This window comes from Mycobacterium sp. NPDC003449 (assembly GCF_053588415.1).
Genome location: NZ_JBSFPX010000195.1, coordinates 1 through 13,583, shown reverse-complemented (window position 1 = coordinate 13,583; position 13,583 = coordinate 1). Strand labels below are relative to the sequence as shown.

Below are 13,583 nucleotides of genomic sequence, written 5' to 3'. Positions count from 1 at the left end.
GGGTGGCGCGCAGCAGCGCCACCCCCTTGACCGATGAGCAGGTCAAAGAGGTGGTGCGCAACCTCACGGCCGACGGATCCGGCGCCGTGGTCGACGGTGCCATCGACCGGGATGCGATCGAAGACTTCATCGCCGAGGTGTCTCACCACGACGCCGGACCGGAGAACGTGAACCGGGTCGCGGCCAGGCTGGCCGCGGCCGGTTGGCCGCTCGCCGGCGTCGACCGCGACGCGGCTGAGCGGCTTTAGCGCCCGTCAGGCCCGCAGCGATGCGGTGTCGATCACGAAGCGGTACCGCACATCGCTGGCCAGCACGCGCTCGTAGGCCTCGTTGATGTAATCGGGCTGGATAACCTCGATCTCGGGTAACGCTTCGTGCTCGGCGCAGAAGTCAAGCATCTCCTGGGTTTCCGGGATGCCGCCGATCATCGAGCCGGACAGGCTGCGCCGCATCCCGGCCAGCGGGAACGGCGGGACCTCCATGGCGTGTTCGGGCATGCCCAGTTCGACGAGGGTGCCGTCGACCTTGAGCAGGCTCAGGTAGGCGCCTAGGTCGAGATTGGCCGAGACGGTGTTGAGGATCAGGTCGAACGATCCGGCCAGCTTGGCGAAGGTGTCCGGGTCGGAGGTGGCGTAGTAGTGGCTGGCACCGAGGCGCAGGCCGTCCTCCATCTTCTTCAGCGACTGGCTCAGCACGGTGACCTCGGCGCCCATCGCCTTGGCCAGCTTGACGCCCATGTGCCCGAGGCCGCCGAGGCCGATCACGGCGACCGTCTTGCCGGGGCCGGCGTTCCAGTGCCGCAGCGGTGAGTACAGGGTGATGCCGGCGCACAGCAGGGGGGCGGCCGCGTCGAGCGGGATGCTGTCGGGGATGCGCAGCACGTAGTTCTCGTCGACGACGATGGCGCCGCTGTAGCCGCCGAAGGTGGGCGAGCCGTCACGCTCGGTGGAGTTGTAGGTGCCGTGCATGCCGTATTCACCGGTGCAGTACTGCTCCAGGCCGGCCTTGCAGTTGTCGCATTCGCGACAGGAGTCGATGAAACAGCCGACTCCCACGTGATCGCCGACCTTGTACTTGGTGACCTCCGAACCCACCTCGGTCACCACGCCGGCGATCTCGTGGCCGGGGACGACGGGGTAGTTGGGCTGGCCCCACTCGGCCTTGACGGTGTGGATGTCGGAATGGCAGATGCCGGCGAAATGGATGTCGAAGGCCACGTCGTGTGGTCCGACATCGCGACGGTTGATCGTGGTCTTGGTCAGGGGCCCGGTCGCCGAGTTTGCGGCGTAGGCGGAAACAGTGCTCATCTCAGTCCTCTTTGTCGTCTTTGTCGTCATCAGGGCATGCTTGTGGATTCGGTCGACGGGCAAGTTGACGTTGCCGCACCGGGCAGCCCCACGGCACTTCAACTACATATGCGTCAACCTTAATCCCACAATCGACTGTGACGTTGTTCCCTGGGAATTCCCTGGGCGTCTTCGACGGTGGAGTCCCCTGAGGTCAGCCCGGCGACACCCGATACCTGTCACATGACAGACACACGTGACCCACGTTGTTAACCGGCCGCAGGCGATCGGTTACACGCGGGCAACCACGGAAACATCGCAATCCCGAAAACTGTCACTCGACAGAAATCAGTTCGCCGAACGGCATCGTGACATCGGGAGACACGTGACCAGCGACGTGACGAGCGAGACCGCCAACACCGCGGGAGCAAAGGCCCATGCGCGCGCGCAACACGGCCGCACCACCGATTTCATGCGCCATGTGCCGGCCGCTGCCGGCCCTACGGCGCCCGACGGTGTGTCCGCAGACCGCCTCGTGTGGTCGGAGACCGTTGCCGCGGGCGGATACACCACCGCGGTATTTGCGCGGGGAACGCGGGTCCGGCTGACCGACCTCGACGGCGACGCGTGTGCCCACCTCCTGATGCACCGTGCCGATGGACCTCACGAGCGGCTGAACGTGGCCGACACCGTCAAAGTGCCGTGGCAGGCGTATCTCGGGCCCGGGCATCCGCTGCTCAGTGGTTTCGGCCGTGTCCTGGCGACGATCGTCGCCGACACGTCGACGGTCCACGATGCGCTGACGGGCACCACCACCCGTTCGGGAAACGAGGCGAAGTACGGGGCCGCGGGCCCGCAGTCGGCGTCACCGGCCGGGCGTGACCTGCTGTTACTGGGGGCGCTCAAACACGGCCTCGGACCACGTGATCTGCCGCCGTCGCCGTCGTTCTTCAAGGGCGCACGGGTGGCATCCGACGGCACGCTGACGTGGACGGGATCCGCCGGGCCCGGCACGGCGGTCGACCTGCTCCTGCACCTGGACCTGATCGTGCTGCTCGCGAACACTGCGCACCCGTTGGATCCACGGCCGGACTTCACCTGTTCACCCCTTCGGGTGCAGGCCTGGGCCGCGGCCGACGAGCTCGATGCGCTGGTCGCGGGCGATCTCATCGGACCACTCGGCCCCGAGCACCGCCAGGCGATCGCGAATACCGACGCCGATCTTGCAGCCAGAGGAGTTCTGTGACCATCCCCGCGCTTGTCCCCGGCACGGTGCTGCTCGACCAGACTGTCGCGGCACGCGCCCCCTGGTCGGCCGTCGTCAGCCGCGGCGACGTCCTCACAATCGTCGATCTCGCCGGCAACCAGGCCGTCGACTGCCTGCTCTACTGGGCCGACGACACCGCCGTGCGTTACTCCGCTTCGGAGACCATCGGTCGACAGGGCCGGATCACACTCACCACCGGATCAGTACTGCGCGCAGACACCGGGCTGGCACTGATGACGGTGATCGCCGACGAAGTCGGTGCGCACGACACTCTCGGCGGCGCGTGTTCGAAGGAGTCGAACACCTTGCGCTACGGGCAGCACACCCGCGCGCAGCACGGGTGCATGGAGAACTTCCTCATCGAGGGGGCGAGATACGGGCTCGGCGCCCACGATCTGGCCAGCAATATCAACTGGTTCATGAACGTGCCCGTCGACCCCAACGGCGCACTTGGCATCGTGGATGGACTGTCGGGGCCCGGCAAGCGGGTTGCGTTGCAGGCCGAAGTCGACACGCTGGTCCTGGTGTCCAACTGTCCGCAGATCAACAACCCCTGCAACGCCTTCGACCCGACGCCGGTCCGCATTATCGTCAGCCGCCCTGGCGAGGCGTCGTGACCGACACCGTCCTCGTCGCCAACCGCGGCGAGATCGCCGTTCGACTCGTGCGCGCGGCCCGGACTCTCGGCATACGCACCGTGGCCGTGTTCTCCGATGCGGACCGTGGCGCACCCCACGTGCACCTGGCCGACGAGGCCGTCCGGCTAGGGCCCGCCGCGCCGACCAAGAGCTACCTGCGCAGCGAAGCGATCGTGGCCGCGGCAGTGGCGACGGGTGCGGGGATGATCCATCCCGGATACGGATTCCTGTCCGAGGACGCCGAATTCGCCGAGTCCGTCGAGCGCGCCGGCATCACGTTCGTCGGCCCGACACCGCATCAGCTGCGCGTGTTCGGCACCAAGCACACCGCACGTGCCGCAGCGATGGCGGCCGGAGTGCCGGTGTTCCCCGGGTCGGGCTTGCTGGGCAGCGCCTACCAGGCAGTGGCCGCGGCCGACACCATCGGATATCCCGTGATGCTCAAGGCGACCGGTGGCGGCGGGGGGATCGGCATGCAGGTCTGCCGCGGCGCCGACGAACTGCGGGCCGCCTTCGACCGCGTGACGCGACTTGCCGAACGCAGCTTCGGCTCCGCCGGTGTGTTCATCGAGCGCTTTGTCGATCATGCCCGCCATGTGGAAGTTCAGATCTTCGGTGACGGTGCGGGTCGCGTCGTCTCGCTCGGGGACCGGGACTGCTCGCTGCAGCGCCGCAACCAGAAGGTGATCGAAGAGGCGCCCGCGCCCGCACTGCCGGAACACGTTCGGATGCAGTTGCACTCGTCGTCACGTGAGCTTGCCGCGTCGATCGCCTACCGCTCGGCGGGCACCGTGGAGTTCGTCTACGACCCGAGCCGGCAAGAAGCCTCCTTCCTCGAGGTGAACGCGCGACTGCAGGTCGAGCACCCGGTGACCGAGGCCGTCACCGGGGTCGACCTGGCCGGCTGGATGTTCCGGCTCGCCCGTGGCGAGAACGACGTGCTGGCTGCGCATCTCGACGCCGGTGAGAGCACCGGAGTGGTGCCGGTGCGCGGCCACGCCGTCGAGGCGCGGATCTACGCGGAGGACCCGGCACGGGACTACCGTCCGAGCACCGGCACGCTGACCGCGGTCAGATTTCCCGACGGCGGCCATATCCGCGTCGACACCTGGGTCGAGGAGGGCACCGAGGTCTCGGCGTCCTATGATCCGCTGCTGGCCAAGGTGATCACCGCGGGCACAGACCGCGACGAGGCGTTCGAACTGATGGGCTCGGCGCTGGACGCAACGGTACTGCACGGCATCGAGGTCAACGTCGGCTTACTGCGCGCCGCGGTCGACCGTCTCGACGTGCGTAACGCCAGACACAGCACCGCCACGCTCGCCGACGTCGACGACCCGCGGCCACGGGTCACCGTCGAACGCGCGGGACTGTTGACCACGGTCCAGGACCTGCCCGGCCGGGTGGGGCTGTGGGACGTCGGCGTCCCGCCGAGTGGGCCCATGGACGACCTGTCGTTTCGGCTCGGCAACCGGGCGCTGGGCAACCCCGAGGGCGTGCCGGGACTCGAGTGCACCGCCTCGGGACCCGCACTGCGCACCAGTCATCCGATCACGGTGTGCGTCACGGGTGCGGAATGCCTTGTCACGGTGAATGGTTCAGCAGTGCCCATGTGGGAGCCGATCACCGTCCCCGCAGGCGCAGTGCTCGACGTCGGAACGGCCGAGACAACCGGCCTGCGAACCTACGTCCTCGTCGCCGGAGGGCTCGACGTGCCGGGGTATCTCGGCAGCGCGTCGACATTCACGCTGGGCCAATTCGGTGGCCACGGTGGTCGCCGGCTGGTGGTCGGCGACGTGCTGCGGGCGGTGCCCTCGACGGACGCCGTCGGCGCGACCGGCCCGGTGCCGTCGGATCAGCGCCCGGCGATGCCCTCGAACTGGGAGTTGGCGGTCACCGAGGGTCCGCACGGTGCACCGGAGTTCTTCACCCGCACCGACATCGATACGCTGTACGAGGCGAGCTACCGCGTGCACTTCAACTCCGCACGCACAGGCGTACGTCTTGAGGGGCCGAGGCCAGAATGGGCCCGCCCCGACGGTGGGGACGCCGGCCTGCACCCGTCGAACATCCACGACACCGCCTACTCCGTCGGCGCACTCGACTTCACCGGAGACACCCCGATCCTGCTCGGGCCCGACGGGCCCAGCCTCGGTGGTTTCGTGTGCCCGGTGACCGTCATCTCAGCCGACAGGTGGAAGCTCGGACAACTGCGTCCGGGTGACACGGTCCGGTTCGTCGCTGTCCGCGCGGCGGAAGCGCCGTCGCGCAACCTGTCCGGGATCGGCCGTGGTGCGTCGACAGCCGTGCCGCGTACCGGAGGGGACCACGACGACGGCGTCCTGGCCCGCCGCGACGGTGTCCCCACCGTGACCTATCGGCGCAATGGTGAGGACAACGTGCTGGTCGAGTACGGCGACATGGTGCTCGACCTGGCCCTGCGGGCGCGTGTGCACGCACTGCACCGAAGGCTGCAGGCCGACCAGCTCGACGGCATCCTCGACCTGACGCCGGGCATCCGGTCCCTGCAGGTCCACGTGGACCCCGACCGGGTGTCGATCGACCGGCTGCTGGGCCTGCTGTTCGAACTGGAAGAGGACCTGCCTGCGACGTCTGACCTCGTCGTGCCGAGCAGGTCGGTCCGGTTGCCGCTGTCGTGGGACGACCCCGCGACCAGGGAGGCCATCGCGCGCTACACCTCGGGTGTCCGCGACGACGCTCCGTGGTGTCCGTCCAACATCGAGTTCATCAGGCGGGTAAACGGTCTCGCGTCGCAGTCCGACGTGTTCGACATCGTGTTCTCCGCGGAGTACCTGACGCTGGGTCTGGGGGACGTCTACCTCGGAGCGCCGGTCGCGACCCCGCTGGACCCGCGACATCGGCTCGTCACGACGAAGTACAACCCCGCCCGCACGTGGACGGCGGAGAACTCCGTCGGCATCGGCGGCGCATACCTGTGCATATACGGGATGGAGGGCCCCGGCGGCTATCAGTTCGTGGGCCGCACGACTCAGGTGTGGAGCCGCTACCGGCACACAACGCCGTTCGAGCCGGGCAGTCCGTGGCTGCTGCGCTTCTTCGACCGGATCTCGTGGTATCCCGTGTCGGCCGACGAATTGCTGGATATGCGTGCGGATCTCGCCGCCGGGCGAGGGGCGATCGACATCACCGAGGGCACCTTCTCGCTCGCCGAACACGAACGCTTCCTTGCCGACAACGCCGCATCGATAACCGACTTCCGCGTCCATCAGAAGGCGGCGTTCGACGCCGAGCGCACGGCATGGGAGTCAGCGGGGGAATTCGACCGCGCCGAGCGGGCGGAGTCGAGGACTGCGACGGTGCTGACCGATCTCGTTCTCGACGAAGGGGATCGACGCGTGGACGCGCCGTTCGCATCCAGCGTGTGGAAAGTCGAGGTCGAGGTGGGCCAGAGCGTGGTGGCCGGTCAGTCGTTGCTCGCATTGGAGGCGATGAAGATGGAGACCGTGGTGAGTGCACCGACCGATGGGATCATCACCCAGGTGCTCGTCGAGGCGGGTAACCAGGTGGAGCCCGGTGCGGCGCTGGTAGTGGTGGGCCCGTCCGACGGCCGCGACGTGACCGGAATCCCGGCATGACGGCTGTCGAACGGGTCCGTGCCGCCTACGCCGCGATTGCCGCGGTCGACCGGCCCGAGATCTGGATCTTTCTGCGCCCCTTGGCCGATGCGCTCGCCGACGCCGAGCGTGTGGACGCCGCGGTCGCGTCGGGAGCCGAGATGGCGCTGGCCGGACTGACCGCGGCGGTGAAGAACAACGTCGATGTCGCGGGTCTGCCCAGCACCGCCGGATGTCCGGCCTACACGTCGACTCCCGCGGTCACCGACGCCCCGGTCGTCGCACGGTTGCGGGGGGCGGGTGCGGTAGTGATCGGTGCCACCAACCTCGACCAGTTCGCCACCGGTCTGGTCGGGACGCGTAGCCCGCACGGCGCAGTACGCGATGCCAGGCGGCCCGACCGGATCTCGGGCGGGTCGAGTGCCGGGTCGGCCGTGGCGGTGGCCCTGGGCCTGGTCGACGTCGCGATCGGAACGGACACCGCCGGATCGGGTCGCGTGCCCGCGGCCCTGCAGGGCATCGTCGGTATCAAGCCGACCTACGGCGTGGTGCCGACCGACGGCGTCGTGCCCGCGTGCCGCTCCTATGACTGCGTCACGGTCTTCGCCCGCGACGTCGACACGGCCGATGTCGCGATGGGGGTGATGGCGCGCGCCGATGTGCACGCCAGTGCGCGACCGTTCCCGCCCGACGCGCCGCTGGCCGCTCCCGAACGGCCGGTGGTGGCGGTTCCGCGCGACCTGCCCGGCCTCTCGGAAGCGTGGCGGACGGGATTTCTGGCCGCATGCGACCGGCTCGCGGATCGGGGTGTGACGCTCAGGGAGATCGATCTCGCGCCGTTCCTCGAGGCAGCCCGGCTGCTGTACGACGGCGGTCTGGTGGCCGAGAGATATGACGCCGTGGGCGAGTTCGTCGATGCCCACCAGCGTGAGGTCGACCCCACCGTGGGAGCAATCGTGTCGGCAGCCGGAACCGTGTCGGCGGCGACGTTGCTGCGTGACCGCACGCGACTCGGCGAACTCACCGCCACCGCGCTGGCGGCACTCGACGGGTGCGACGCCCTGCTCCTTCCGACGACGACCGACCATCCGAGGATCGCCGACGTCGCCCTCGAACCGATTGCGGTGAACTCCCGGCTCGGCACATACACCAACTTCTGCAACCTGATGGATCTGTGCGCGGTGGCCGTACCGTCGGGCATGGCGGGCGATGATCAGTTCGGCGTGTCGGTCATTGCACGATCCGGCGCGGACGCCGTTGCGATGGACGTGGCGCGGCTCGTGACGGCTCCGTCGGACCCGGTGGCCGCCGCCGGGGCCGTCGCACTGGCGGCACATTCCTCCGGAGCGCCGTGGCCGGCTCGCGTCGGCATCCCGACGACCGCACTGCTGGTGGTGGGCGCACACCTGAAGGGGCAGCCGCTGGCATGGCAGCTGACCGATCGCGGCGCGCGGTGGACCGGCGCGGTGCGCACCGCACCGCTGTACCGCCTCGCCCGCCTGGACACCACGCCGCCCAAGCCCGGACTGATGCGGGTTGGGCCAGAAGACGGCGTCGCGATCGGCGGCGAACTGTGGCTGGTAGGTACCGCGATGCTCGGCGATTTCCTGGCCGCCCTGCCTGATCCGATGGCCCTGGGCCGCGTGACGCTGTCGGAAGGCACCGAGGTGGTCGGATTCACCTGCACCCTCGGCGCCTGGCGCGACGGTGAGGACATCTCCCGGCACGGGGACTGGACGACGTACCTGCGTTACGCGGAGTCTGTGCTGCCTGCCACGCCGCCGGGCGCCGCGCGGGCGTAACGGTCCGCCTCCGCGCGGCTACGTTCACGAACGGCGGGGATGTCGTCGCCTGCGACGCCGAGCACGCGCATGCAGGCGTCGGCCACATGCACCGGCAGCTCGGACCGCTCTGCGCCCGGCGGCACGGACCACATGTTGACCAGCGACTCGACGAGGCGGAACGGCAGATCGGCAGCGGCGCTGTGGACGCCGGTTTGAACAGCGACGGCCCGGCTCAACGCGAGATAGTGCAGCCGCAGCCGCTCGCGGTCCGACCAGAACGGCTCCAGCTTGGCGTCGCGCAGCTCAGGCATCAGATACAGCGCCCCGAGATTCCACCGGCCGCTGAGCAACTGGTCGCCGTCGAACGCCGCCAATGCGTGCAGGTGCTCGGCTGCGGTGAGGGCAGGCTCGGCGCCGAGCAGGCTCGGGATGTACGACAGCGTCGGCGTGACCGTCTGGCTGAGCAGGGCACAGAGGATGTCGTCCTTGGTCTTGAAGTAGTGGTACAGCGAGGCCTGACGGATACCGACCGAATCCGCGATCATCCGCGTCGAGGTACCGGTGTAGCCGAGCGTGGTGAATAATTCGCCTGCAGCATCCAGGATTTCGTCACGCGCACTGGTTCCCGGACGCCGTTGATCGTGCAGGCGCGGTCGTCCTGCTCTGGCGAGCGTCATGGTCCCATCGTGGACCATGGCGGGCCTACGGCGGTAGCCATCCGGTTTCTGTCACACGATAGAAACGCGCGATACGAATCGGTTACCTGCGCCGTCAATTGGTTACGCCGGCGATACCTGTCAGGGCCGCGGCCCGTGAAAACTGTCAACTGACAGGCCAACCGGCACACCGACGTGCCGCGCTATCTCCAGATCCGACCCAGGGAGTGCTTCGATGGGCATCGCCGTCTCCACAGCCGAGGCTCCCAGCGTGCATACCGCGGTGCCGCCGATTCCCGATCCGGTCGCGACCGTTGGCGACCTTCGAGTCACCTTCCGCCGCAACGGCCGCGACGTGGCTGCCCTGCGCGGGGTATCGCTGTCCATCGCACCGGGGGAGATCCTCGGGCTGGTCGGTGAGTCCGGTTCCGGGAAGAGCGTGCTGGGGTTCACCCTTCTCGGCCTGCTGCCCAAACAGGCCAGGATCGATGGGACTGTGCGCGTCACCGGTTCGGACATGATCAACGGCGACGCCAAGTCGCTGCGCAAGGTCCGCAGGCTCGACCTCGGTGCGGTGTTTCAGGATCCGATGACGTCACTGAACCCGACCATGCGGATCGGCCCTCAGGTCGCCGAAGCCGCGGGCAGCGAGGAGGAGGCGTTGCGTCTGCTCACCGCGGTCGGGATACCCGACCCCGAGCGACGCCTGCGGGCCTTTCCCCACGAACTGTCCGGCGGCCTGCGGCAACGCGTGATGATCGCCATCGCAATCGCGGGCGATCCCGAGTTGATCATCGCCGACGAGCCGACCACCGCGCTGGACGTGACGGTGCAGGCTCAGGTCCTGCGGTTGTTGCGGCGACTGCGTGACGAACTCGGTTGCAGCATCGTGATGATCACCCACGACCTCGGCGTCGCCGCCCAGATCTCCGACCGGATCGTCGTGCTCTACGCGGGTCGCATCGCCGAGACCGGCCCAACCGCCGACGTACTCGCCGCACCCGCACACCCATACACCCACGGGCTGCTGGGCTCCCGCCTCACACTTGGCACCGCCCGCGACCGCCACCTTGCCGCGCTCACCGGGTCTGTGCCCAGCCCGACGGCGCCACTGCCCGGATGCGCGTTCGTACCGCGGTGCGCACTGGCCACCGGCGACTGCGCCGAGACGCCGCCAGACCCGATCACGGTCGCGCCCGACCGGACGAGTGCCTGCCTGTTACCGTTCGACCAGGTCGCGGGCACGCTGGGCACGGCGTCGACCAACACGTCGGAGCCCTTTCCGACCGCCGTCGAGCGGACACCCCAGCCGCCGTCGGTGGTGCTGAAGGATGTGTCCAAGAGTTTCACCGTGGCGCGGCGATGGCTGGACCGCTCACCTGGGCAGCGCGGCAAGCTGCGTGCGCTGCACAGGGTTTCGCTGAGCATCGGCCACGGAGAGTCGGTGGCGCTGGTGGGCGAGAGCGGGTCTGGCAAGTCCACGTTCTTGCGCATCATCGCCGGCCTGGAGAAGGCGACCTCGGGAACCGTCGAACTGGCAGGCGGACAACGCCCGCAGATGGTGTTTCAGGACGCGGGCGCATCGTTGACACCGTGGCTGTCGGTCGAGGAACTGGTCGCCGAACGGCTCCGTGACGGCAAGTCGACGCGAACACAGCGCCGGGAGGCCGTCATCGAGGTACTCGAGCGCGTCGGCCTGCCCGCCGAAATCGCGAAATCGCGTGCCGGGGAGCTGTCGGGCGGTCAGCGGCAGCGGGTGTCGCTGGCCCGCGCCACGGTGGTGCCGCCTTCGGTGTTGCTGTGCGACGAGCCGACCAGCGCGCTGGACGTGTCGCTGGCCGCGTCGGTGCTCAACCTCATCGGCGATCTGCGCCGCACACTCGACATGTCGGTGGTGTTCGTGACCCACGACCTGTCGGTGGCGCGCGTGGTCGCCGACCGGATCGCCGTCATGTACCTGGGCCGCATAGTCGAGATCGGTCCCGCTGAACGGGTGATCGGCGACCCCGCCCACCCTTACACCCAGGCGCTCGTCGACTCGGTTCCCGACCTGGGCCGCGAATCCCGGTTACTGGCAGGCGAACCCGCGAGCCCGTTGTCACCCCCTGCCGGCTGCACGTTCCACCCGCGCTGTCCCGTCGCCGTCGACGCCTGTGGTGACGCAGAACTCGACGTCCGCTTGGAGGGCATCCCGGGCAACCCGCACCGGGTGGCGTGTATCGAGAGGCAGGCGGTCTGATGGCGATTGCCGCACCCGTCACCGCCGCAGCCCTGCCGCGCCGCCGGAAGGGCCGCCTGGTGGCGCTCCCGCAGCCGAGTTCCACCGTCGCGAACTCGATCGGTGTCTCCCTGGTGATCGTCGTGACGCTGATCGTCATCGCGGTACCACTGCTTGCGCCGCACGACCCACTGCTGCCGGTCGGGATGCCGCTGCAGGCCCCAGGCGACGACGGGTTCCTGCTCGGCAGTGACAGCGTTGGCCGCGATGTCCTGTCCCGTGTGCTCTACGGCGCGCGCTCCAGCTGGTTCGCCGCCCTGGTGGTGGTGGCGGTCGGACTGCTCATCGGTGGTCTCATCGGTCTGATCGCCGGCGCGTCCGGTGGCTGGGTGGATGCGGTGCTGATGCGTGTCACCGACGCGTTCCTGTCGCTGCCCGCACCGGTTCTCGCCATAGCGGTGGTGGCCGCCCTGGGTCCCAGCTTCGTGCACACACTCGTCGCGGTGTCGATCGTATGGTGGCCGTTCTACGCGCGACTGGTACGCGGTGAGGTGGCCAGACTGGCCGCACGTCCGCACGTAGAGGCCGCGAAACTCGCCGGAGTGAGCCGGTTCCGGCTGGCAGGACGCCACCTGCTGCCCGGTGCGGTGCCCAATGCGCTGGTGGCCGCGAGCCTCGACATCGGCACGCTCATCCTCACTCTCGCGGCGCTGTCCTTTCTGGGGCTCGGGCAGGCCGCACCCGCGCCGGAACTGGGCGCCGACTCCGCGCGCAACCTCAGTTACTTCCTGCAGCAGTGGTGGATCCCCGTCATGCCGGGTCTCGGGGTGCTGGTGCTGGCCCTGATCGGAAACGTCGCGGGGGACTGCCTGCGCAACCTCATGAAGACGGGCGGCCGATGAAGACGTTTGTGGCGACCCGGCTGGGTGCGATGGTGGCGATCCTGATCGCCTTGACCGGCGTGATGTTCGTCCTGCAGCACATTTCGCCGCTCGATCCGGTCAAGGCGCAGCTGGGCGCGCAGGCCTCGGCCGATGCCGTGGCCGCCCGCCGGGATGCACTCGGGTTGAACGAGCCGATGCTGGTGCAGTTCTGGAACTACCTGACCGGTGCGGCGACGGGTGATCTCGGCACGTCCTACCGCACCCGCCACCCGGTCGTGTCCGACCTCGGCGAGTTCCTGCCCGCCACGATGGAACTCGCGCTGGCCGGGCTGGCCATCGCGATCCTGCTGGCGGGTCTCCTGGCGTTCAGCACGACTTTGCGGTGGCGTGGGGCAAACCTGTTGCGGACGTTGCTGTTCACGGGTTCGTCGGCACCGATGTTCCTGCTCGGCATCCTCGGATTGATTGTGTTCTATCAGATGCTGGGCTGGGTTCCGGCCAATGGACGCACCGGGCTAGCGGATTCGGTCGACGGGCCGACCGGGCTGCTGACTGTCGACGGGCTCATGCACGGTCGCCTCGACATCGTCGGCGACGCCCTGCATCATCTGATCCTGCCCGCGTTCGTCATCGCGATCGGACCCGCCGTGGCGATTGGCAGGGTACTGCGCAGCAGCCTGCTCGGTGACATCGACAGCGACTATGCCCGCACCGCCCGCGCGAAGGGTCTGTCCGAAATTCGGATCCTGGCGCGGCATGTGCTGAGGAACTCCGTCGGCGCCGCTTTGTCGATGACGGGCCTGCAAGTGGGGCTGATGTTCTCGGGTGTCCTTGTAGTCGAGCAGGTCTTCGGTTGGCCGGGAATCGGCCAGTACATCGCGCAGAGCATCCCGGTTGCCGACTTCCCGGCGATCGCCGGCGTCACGTTGATGCTCGGCGCACTCTACGTCTTCATCAACACCGCCGTGGACCTACTCCAGGCGGCCGCCGATCCACGCATCGCCATCATTGGAGGATAAGTGCCGAAACAGCCACTCATCGTGGGCAATCCCGTTCTGGTCGTCGTCGACATGCAGGAGTCAGGCGATATGCCCGTCGACGAGGTGGGGATCGCTCACATGCCCGGCTACGACGAGCGGATCGAACGTGCGCAGCGACTGATCGCCGCGGCTCGGGGGCGCCCTGGTCGCGGCGATTGACCGACGACGAACTGGGCTCGGCCATCGAGGAATTCGTGCGCGACGAGGCCGGACG

The 13,583-nt window shown here is 68.5% G+C and carries 11 protein-coding genes; 9 read left to right on the top strand and 2 right to left on the bottom strand.

What is annotated here, in order from left to right; all coding sequences use genetic code 11:
• A partial coding sequence (locus ACWDTP_RS32265) for a DUF3349 domain-containing protein (RefSeq protein ID WP_450027286.1) occupies positions 1 to 248 on the top strand: 248 nt, incomplete at its 5' end.
• Between the two features lie 6 nt (positions 249 to 254).
• Here the strand turns inward: ACWDTP_RS32265 and ACWDTP_RS32260 are convergent.
• Positions 255 to 1,307, bottom strand: a complete 1,053-nt coding sequence (locus ACWDTP_RS32260) for an NAD(P)-dependent alcohol dehydrogenase (RefSeq protein WP_450027285.1) — start codon at positions 1,305 to 1,307, stop codon at positions 255 to 257.
• Positions 1,308 to 1,671: 364 nt separating this feature from the next.
• On the opposite strand from ACWDTP_RS32260, the gene ACWDTP_RS32255 reads away from it, so the two are divergent.
• From ACWDTP_RS32255 to atzF, 4 genes are read left to right on the top strand one after another with little or no spacing between them, the layout of a single operon-like run.
• On the top strand, positions 1,672 to 2,532 hold the full coding sequence (locus tag ACWDTP_RS32255) for an urea amidolyase associated protein UAAP1 (protein ID WP_450027284.1): 861 nt from the start codon (positions 1,672 to 1,674) through the stop codon (positions 2,530 to 2,532).
• 2 nt (positions 2,533 to 2,534) lie between these two features.
• Positions 2,535 to 3,170 carry an urea amidolyase associated protein UAAP2 gene (locus ACWDTP_RS32250; RefSeq protein ID WP_450027287.1) on the top strand — a complete coding sequence of 212 codons (636 nt, stop codon included), beginning with the start codon at positions 2,535 to 2,537 and terminating at the stop codon, positions 3,168 to 3,170.
• Complete coding sequence (gene uca, locus ACWDTP_RS32245) at positions 3,167 to 6,808, top strand: urea carboxylase (protein ID WP_450027283.1); 3,642 nt, start codon at positions 3,167 to 3,169, stop codon at positions 6,806 to 6,808. The genes ACWDTP_RS32250 and uca overlap by 4 nt, the downstream gene beginning before the upstream one ends.
• Positions 6,805 to 8,589, top strand: a complete 1,785-nt coding sequence (gene atzF / locus ACWDTP_RS32240) for an allophanate hydrolase (protein WP_450027282.1) — start codon at positions 6,805 to 6,807, stop codon at positions 8,587 to 8,589. Before uca ends, atzF begins: the two co-directional genes overlap by 4 nt.
• Here the strand turns inward: atzF and ACWDTP_RS32235 are convergent.
• On the bottom strand, positions 8,538 to 9,248 hold the full coding sequence (locus ACWDTP_RS32235) for a TetR/AcrR family transcriptional regulator (protein WP_450027281.1): 711 nt from the start codon (positions 9,246 to 9,248) through the stop codon (positions 8,538 to 8,540). The two genes, atzF and ACWDTP_RS32235, sit on opposite strands and share 52 nt — an antisense overlap.
• Positions 9,249 to 9,462: 214 nt before the next feature.
• Here ACWDTP_RS32235 and ACWDTP_RS32230 point away from each other — a divergent pair, with 214 nt between their 5' ends.
• From ACWDTP_RS32230 to ACWDTP_RS32215, 4 genes are read left to right on the top strand one after another with little or no spacing between them, the layout of a single operon-like run.
• Positions 9,463 to 11,466, top strand: a complete 2,004-nt coding sequence (locus ACWDTP_RS32230) for a dipeptide ABC transporter ATP-binding protein (RefSeq protein ID WP_450027280.1) — start codon at positions 9,463 to 9,465, stop codon at positions 11,464 to 11,466.
• Positions 11,466 to 12,347: an ABC transporter permease gene (locus ACWDTP_RS32225; protein ID WP_450027279.1), complete on the top strand. Its 882-nt coding sequence runs from the start codon at positions 11,466 to 11,468 to the stop codon at positions 12,345 to 12,347. Before ACWDTP_RS32230 ends, ACWDTP_RS32225 begins: the two co-directional genes overlap by 1 nt.
• A complete protein-coding gene (locus ACWDTP_RS32220; RefSeq protein WP_450027278.1) occupies positions 12,344 to 13,348 on the top strand; it encodes an ABC transporter permease in 1,005 nt (334 codons plus the stop codon). Before ACWDTP_RS32225 ends, ACWDTP_RS32220 begins: the two co-directional genes overlap by 4 nt.
• A complete protein-coding gene (locus ACWDTP_RS32215; protein WP_450027277.1) occupies positions 13,349 to 13,528 on the top strand; it encodes a hypothetical protein in 180 nt (59 codons plus the stop codon).
• Positions 13,529 to 13,583: the final 55 nt, after the last annotated feature.

What these genes read in the sequence shown, in the direction of transcription:
- ACWDTP_RS32235 (WP_450027281.1), bottom strand. Translation starts at nt 9,248, where the DNA reads ATGACGCTCGCCAGAGCAGGACGACCGCGCCTGCACGATCAACGGCGT.
- ACWDTP_RS32230 (WP_450027280.1), top strand. Translation starts at nt 9,463, where the DNA reads ATGGGCATCGCCGTCTCCACAGCCGAGGCTCCCAGCGTGCATACCGCG.
- ACWDTP_RS32225 (WP_450027279.1), top strand. Translation starts at nt 11,466, where the DNA reads ATGGCGATTGCCGCACCCGTCACCGCCGCAGCCCTGCCGCGCCGCCGG.
- ACWDTP_RS32260 (WP_450027285.1), bottom strand. Translation starts at nt 1,307, where the DNA reads ATGAGCACTGTTTCCGCCTACGCCGCAAACTCGGCGACCGGGCCCCTG.
- ACWDTP_RS32220 (WP_450027278.1), top strand. Translation starts at nt 12,344, where the DNA reads ATGAAGACGTTTGTGGCGACCCGGCTGGGTGCGATGGTGGCGATCCTG.
- atzF (WP_450027282.1), top strand. Translation starts at nt 6,805, where the DNA reads ATGACGGCTGTCGAACGGGTCCGTGCCGCCTACGCCGCGATTGCCGCG.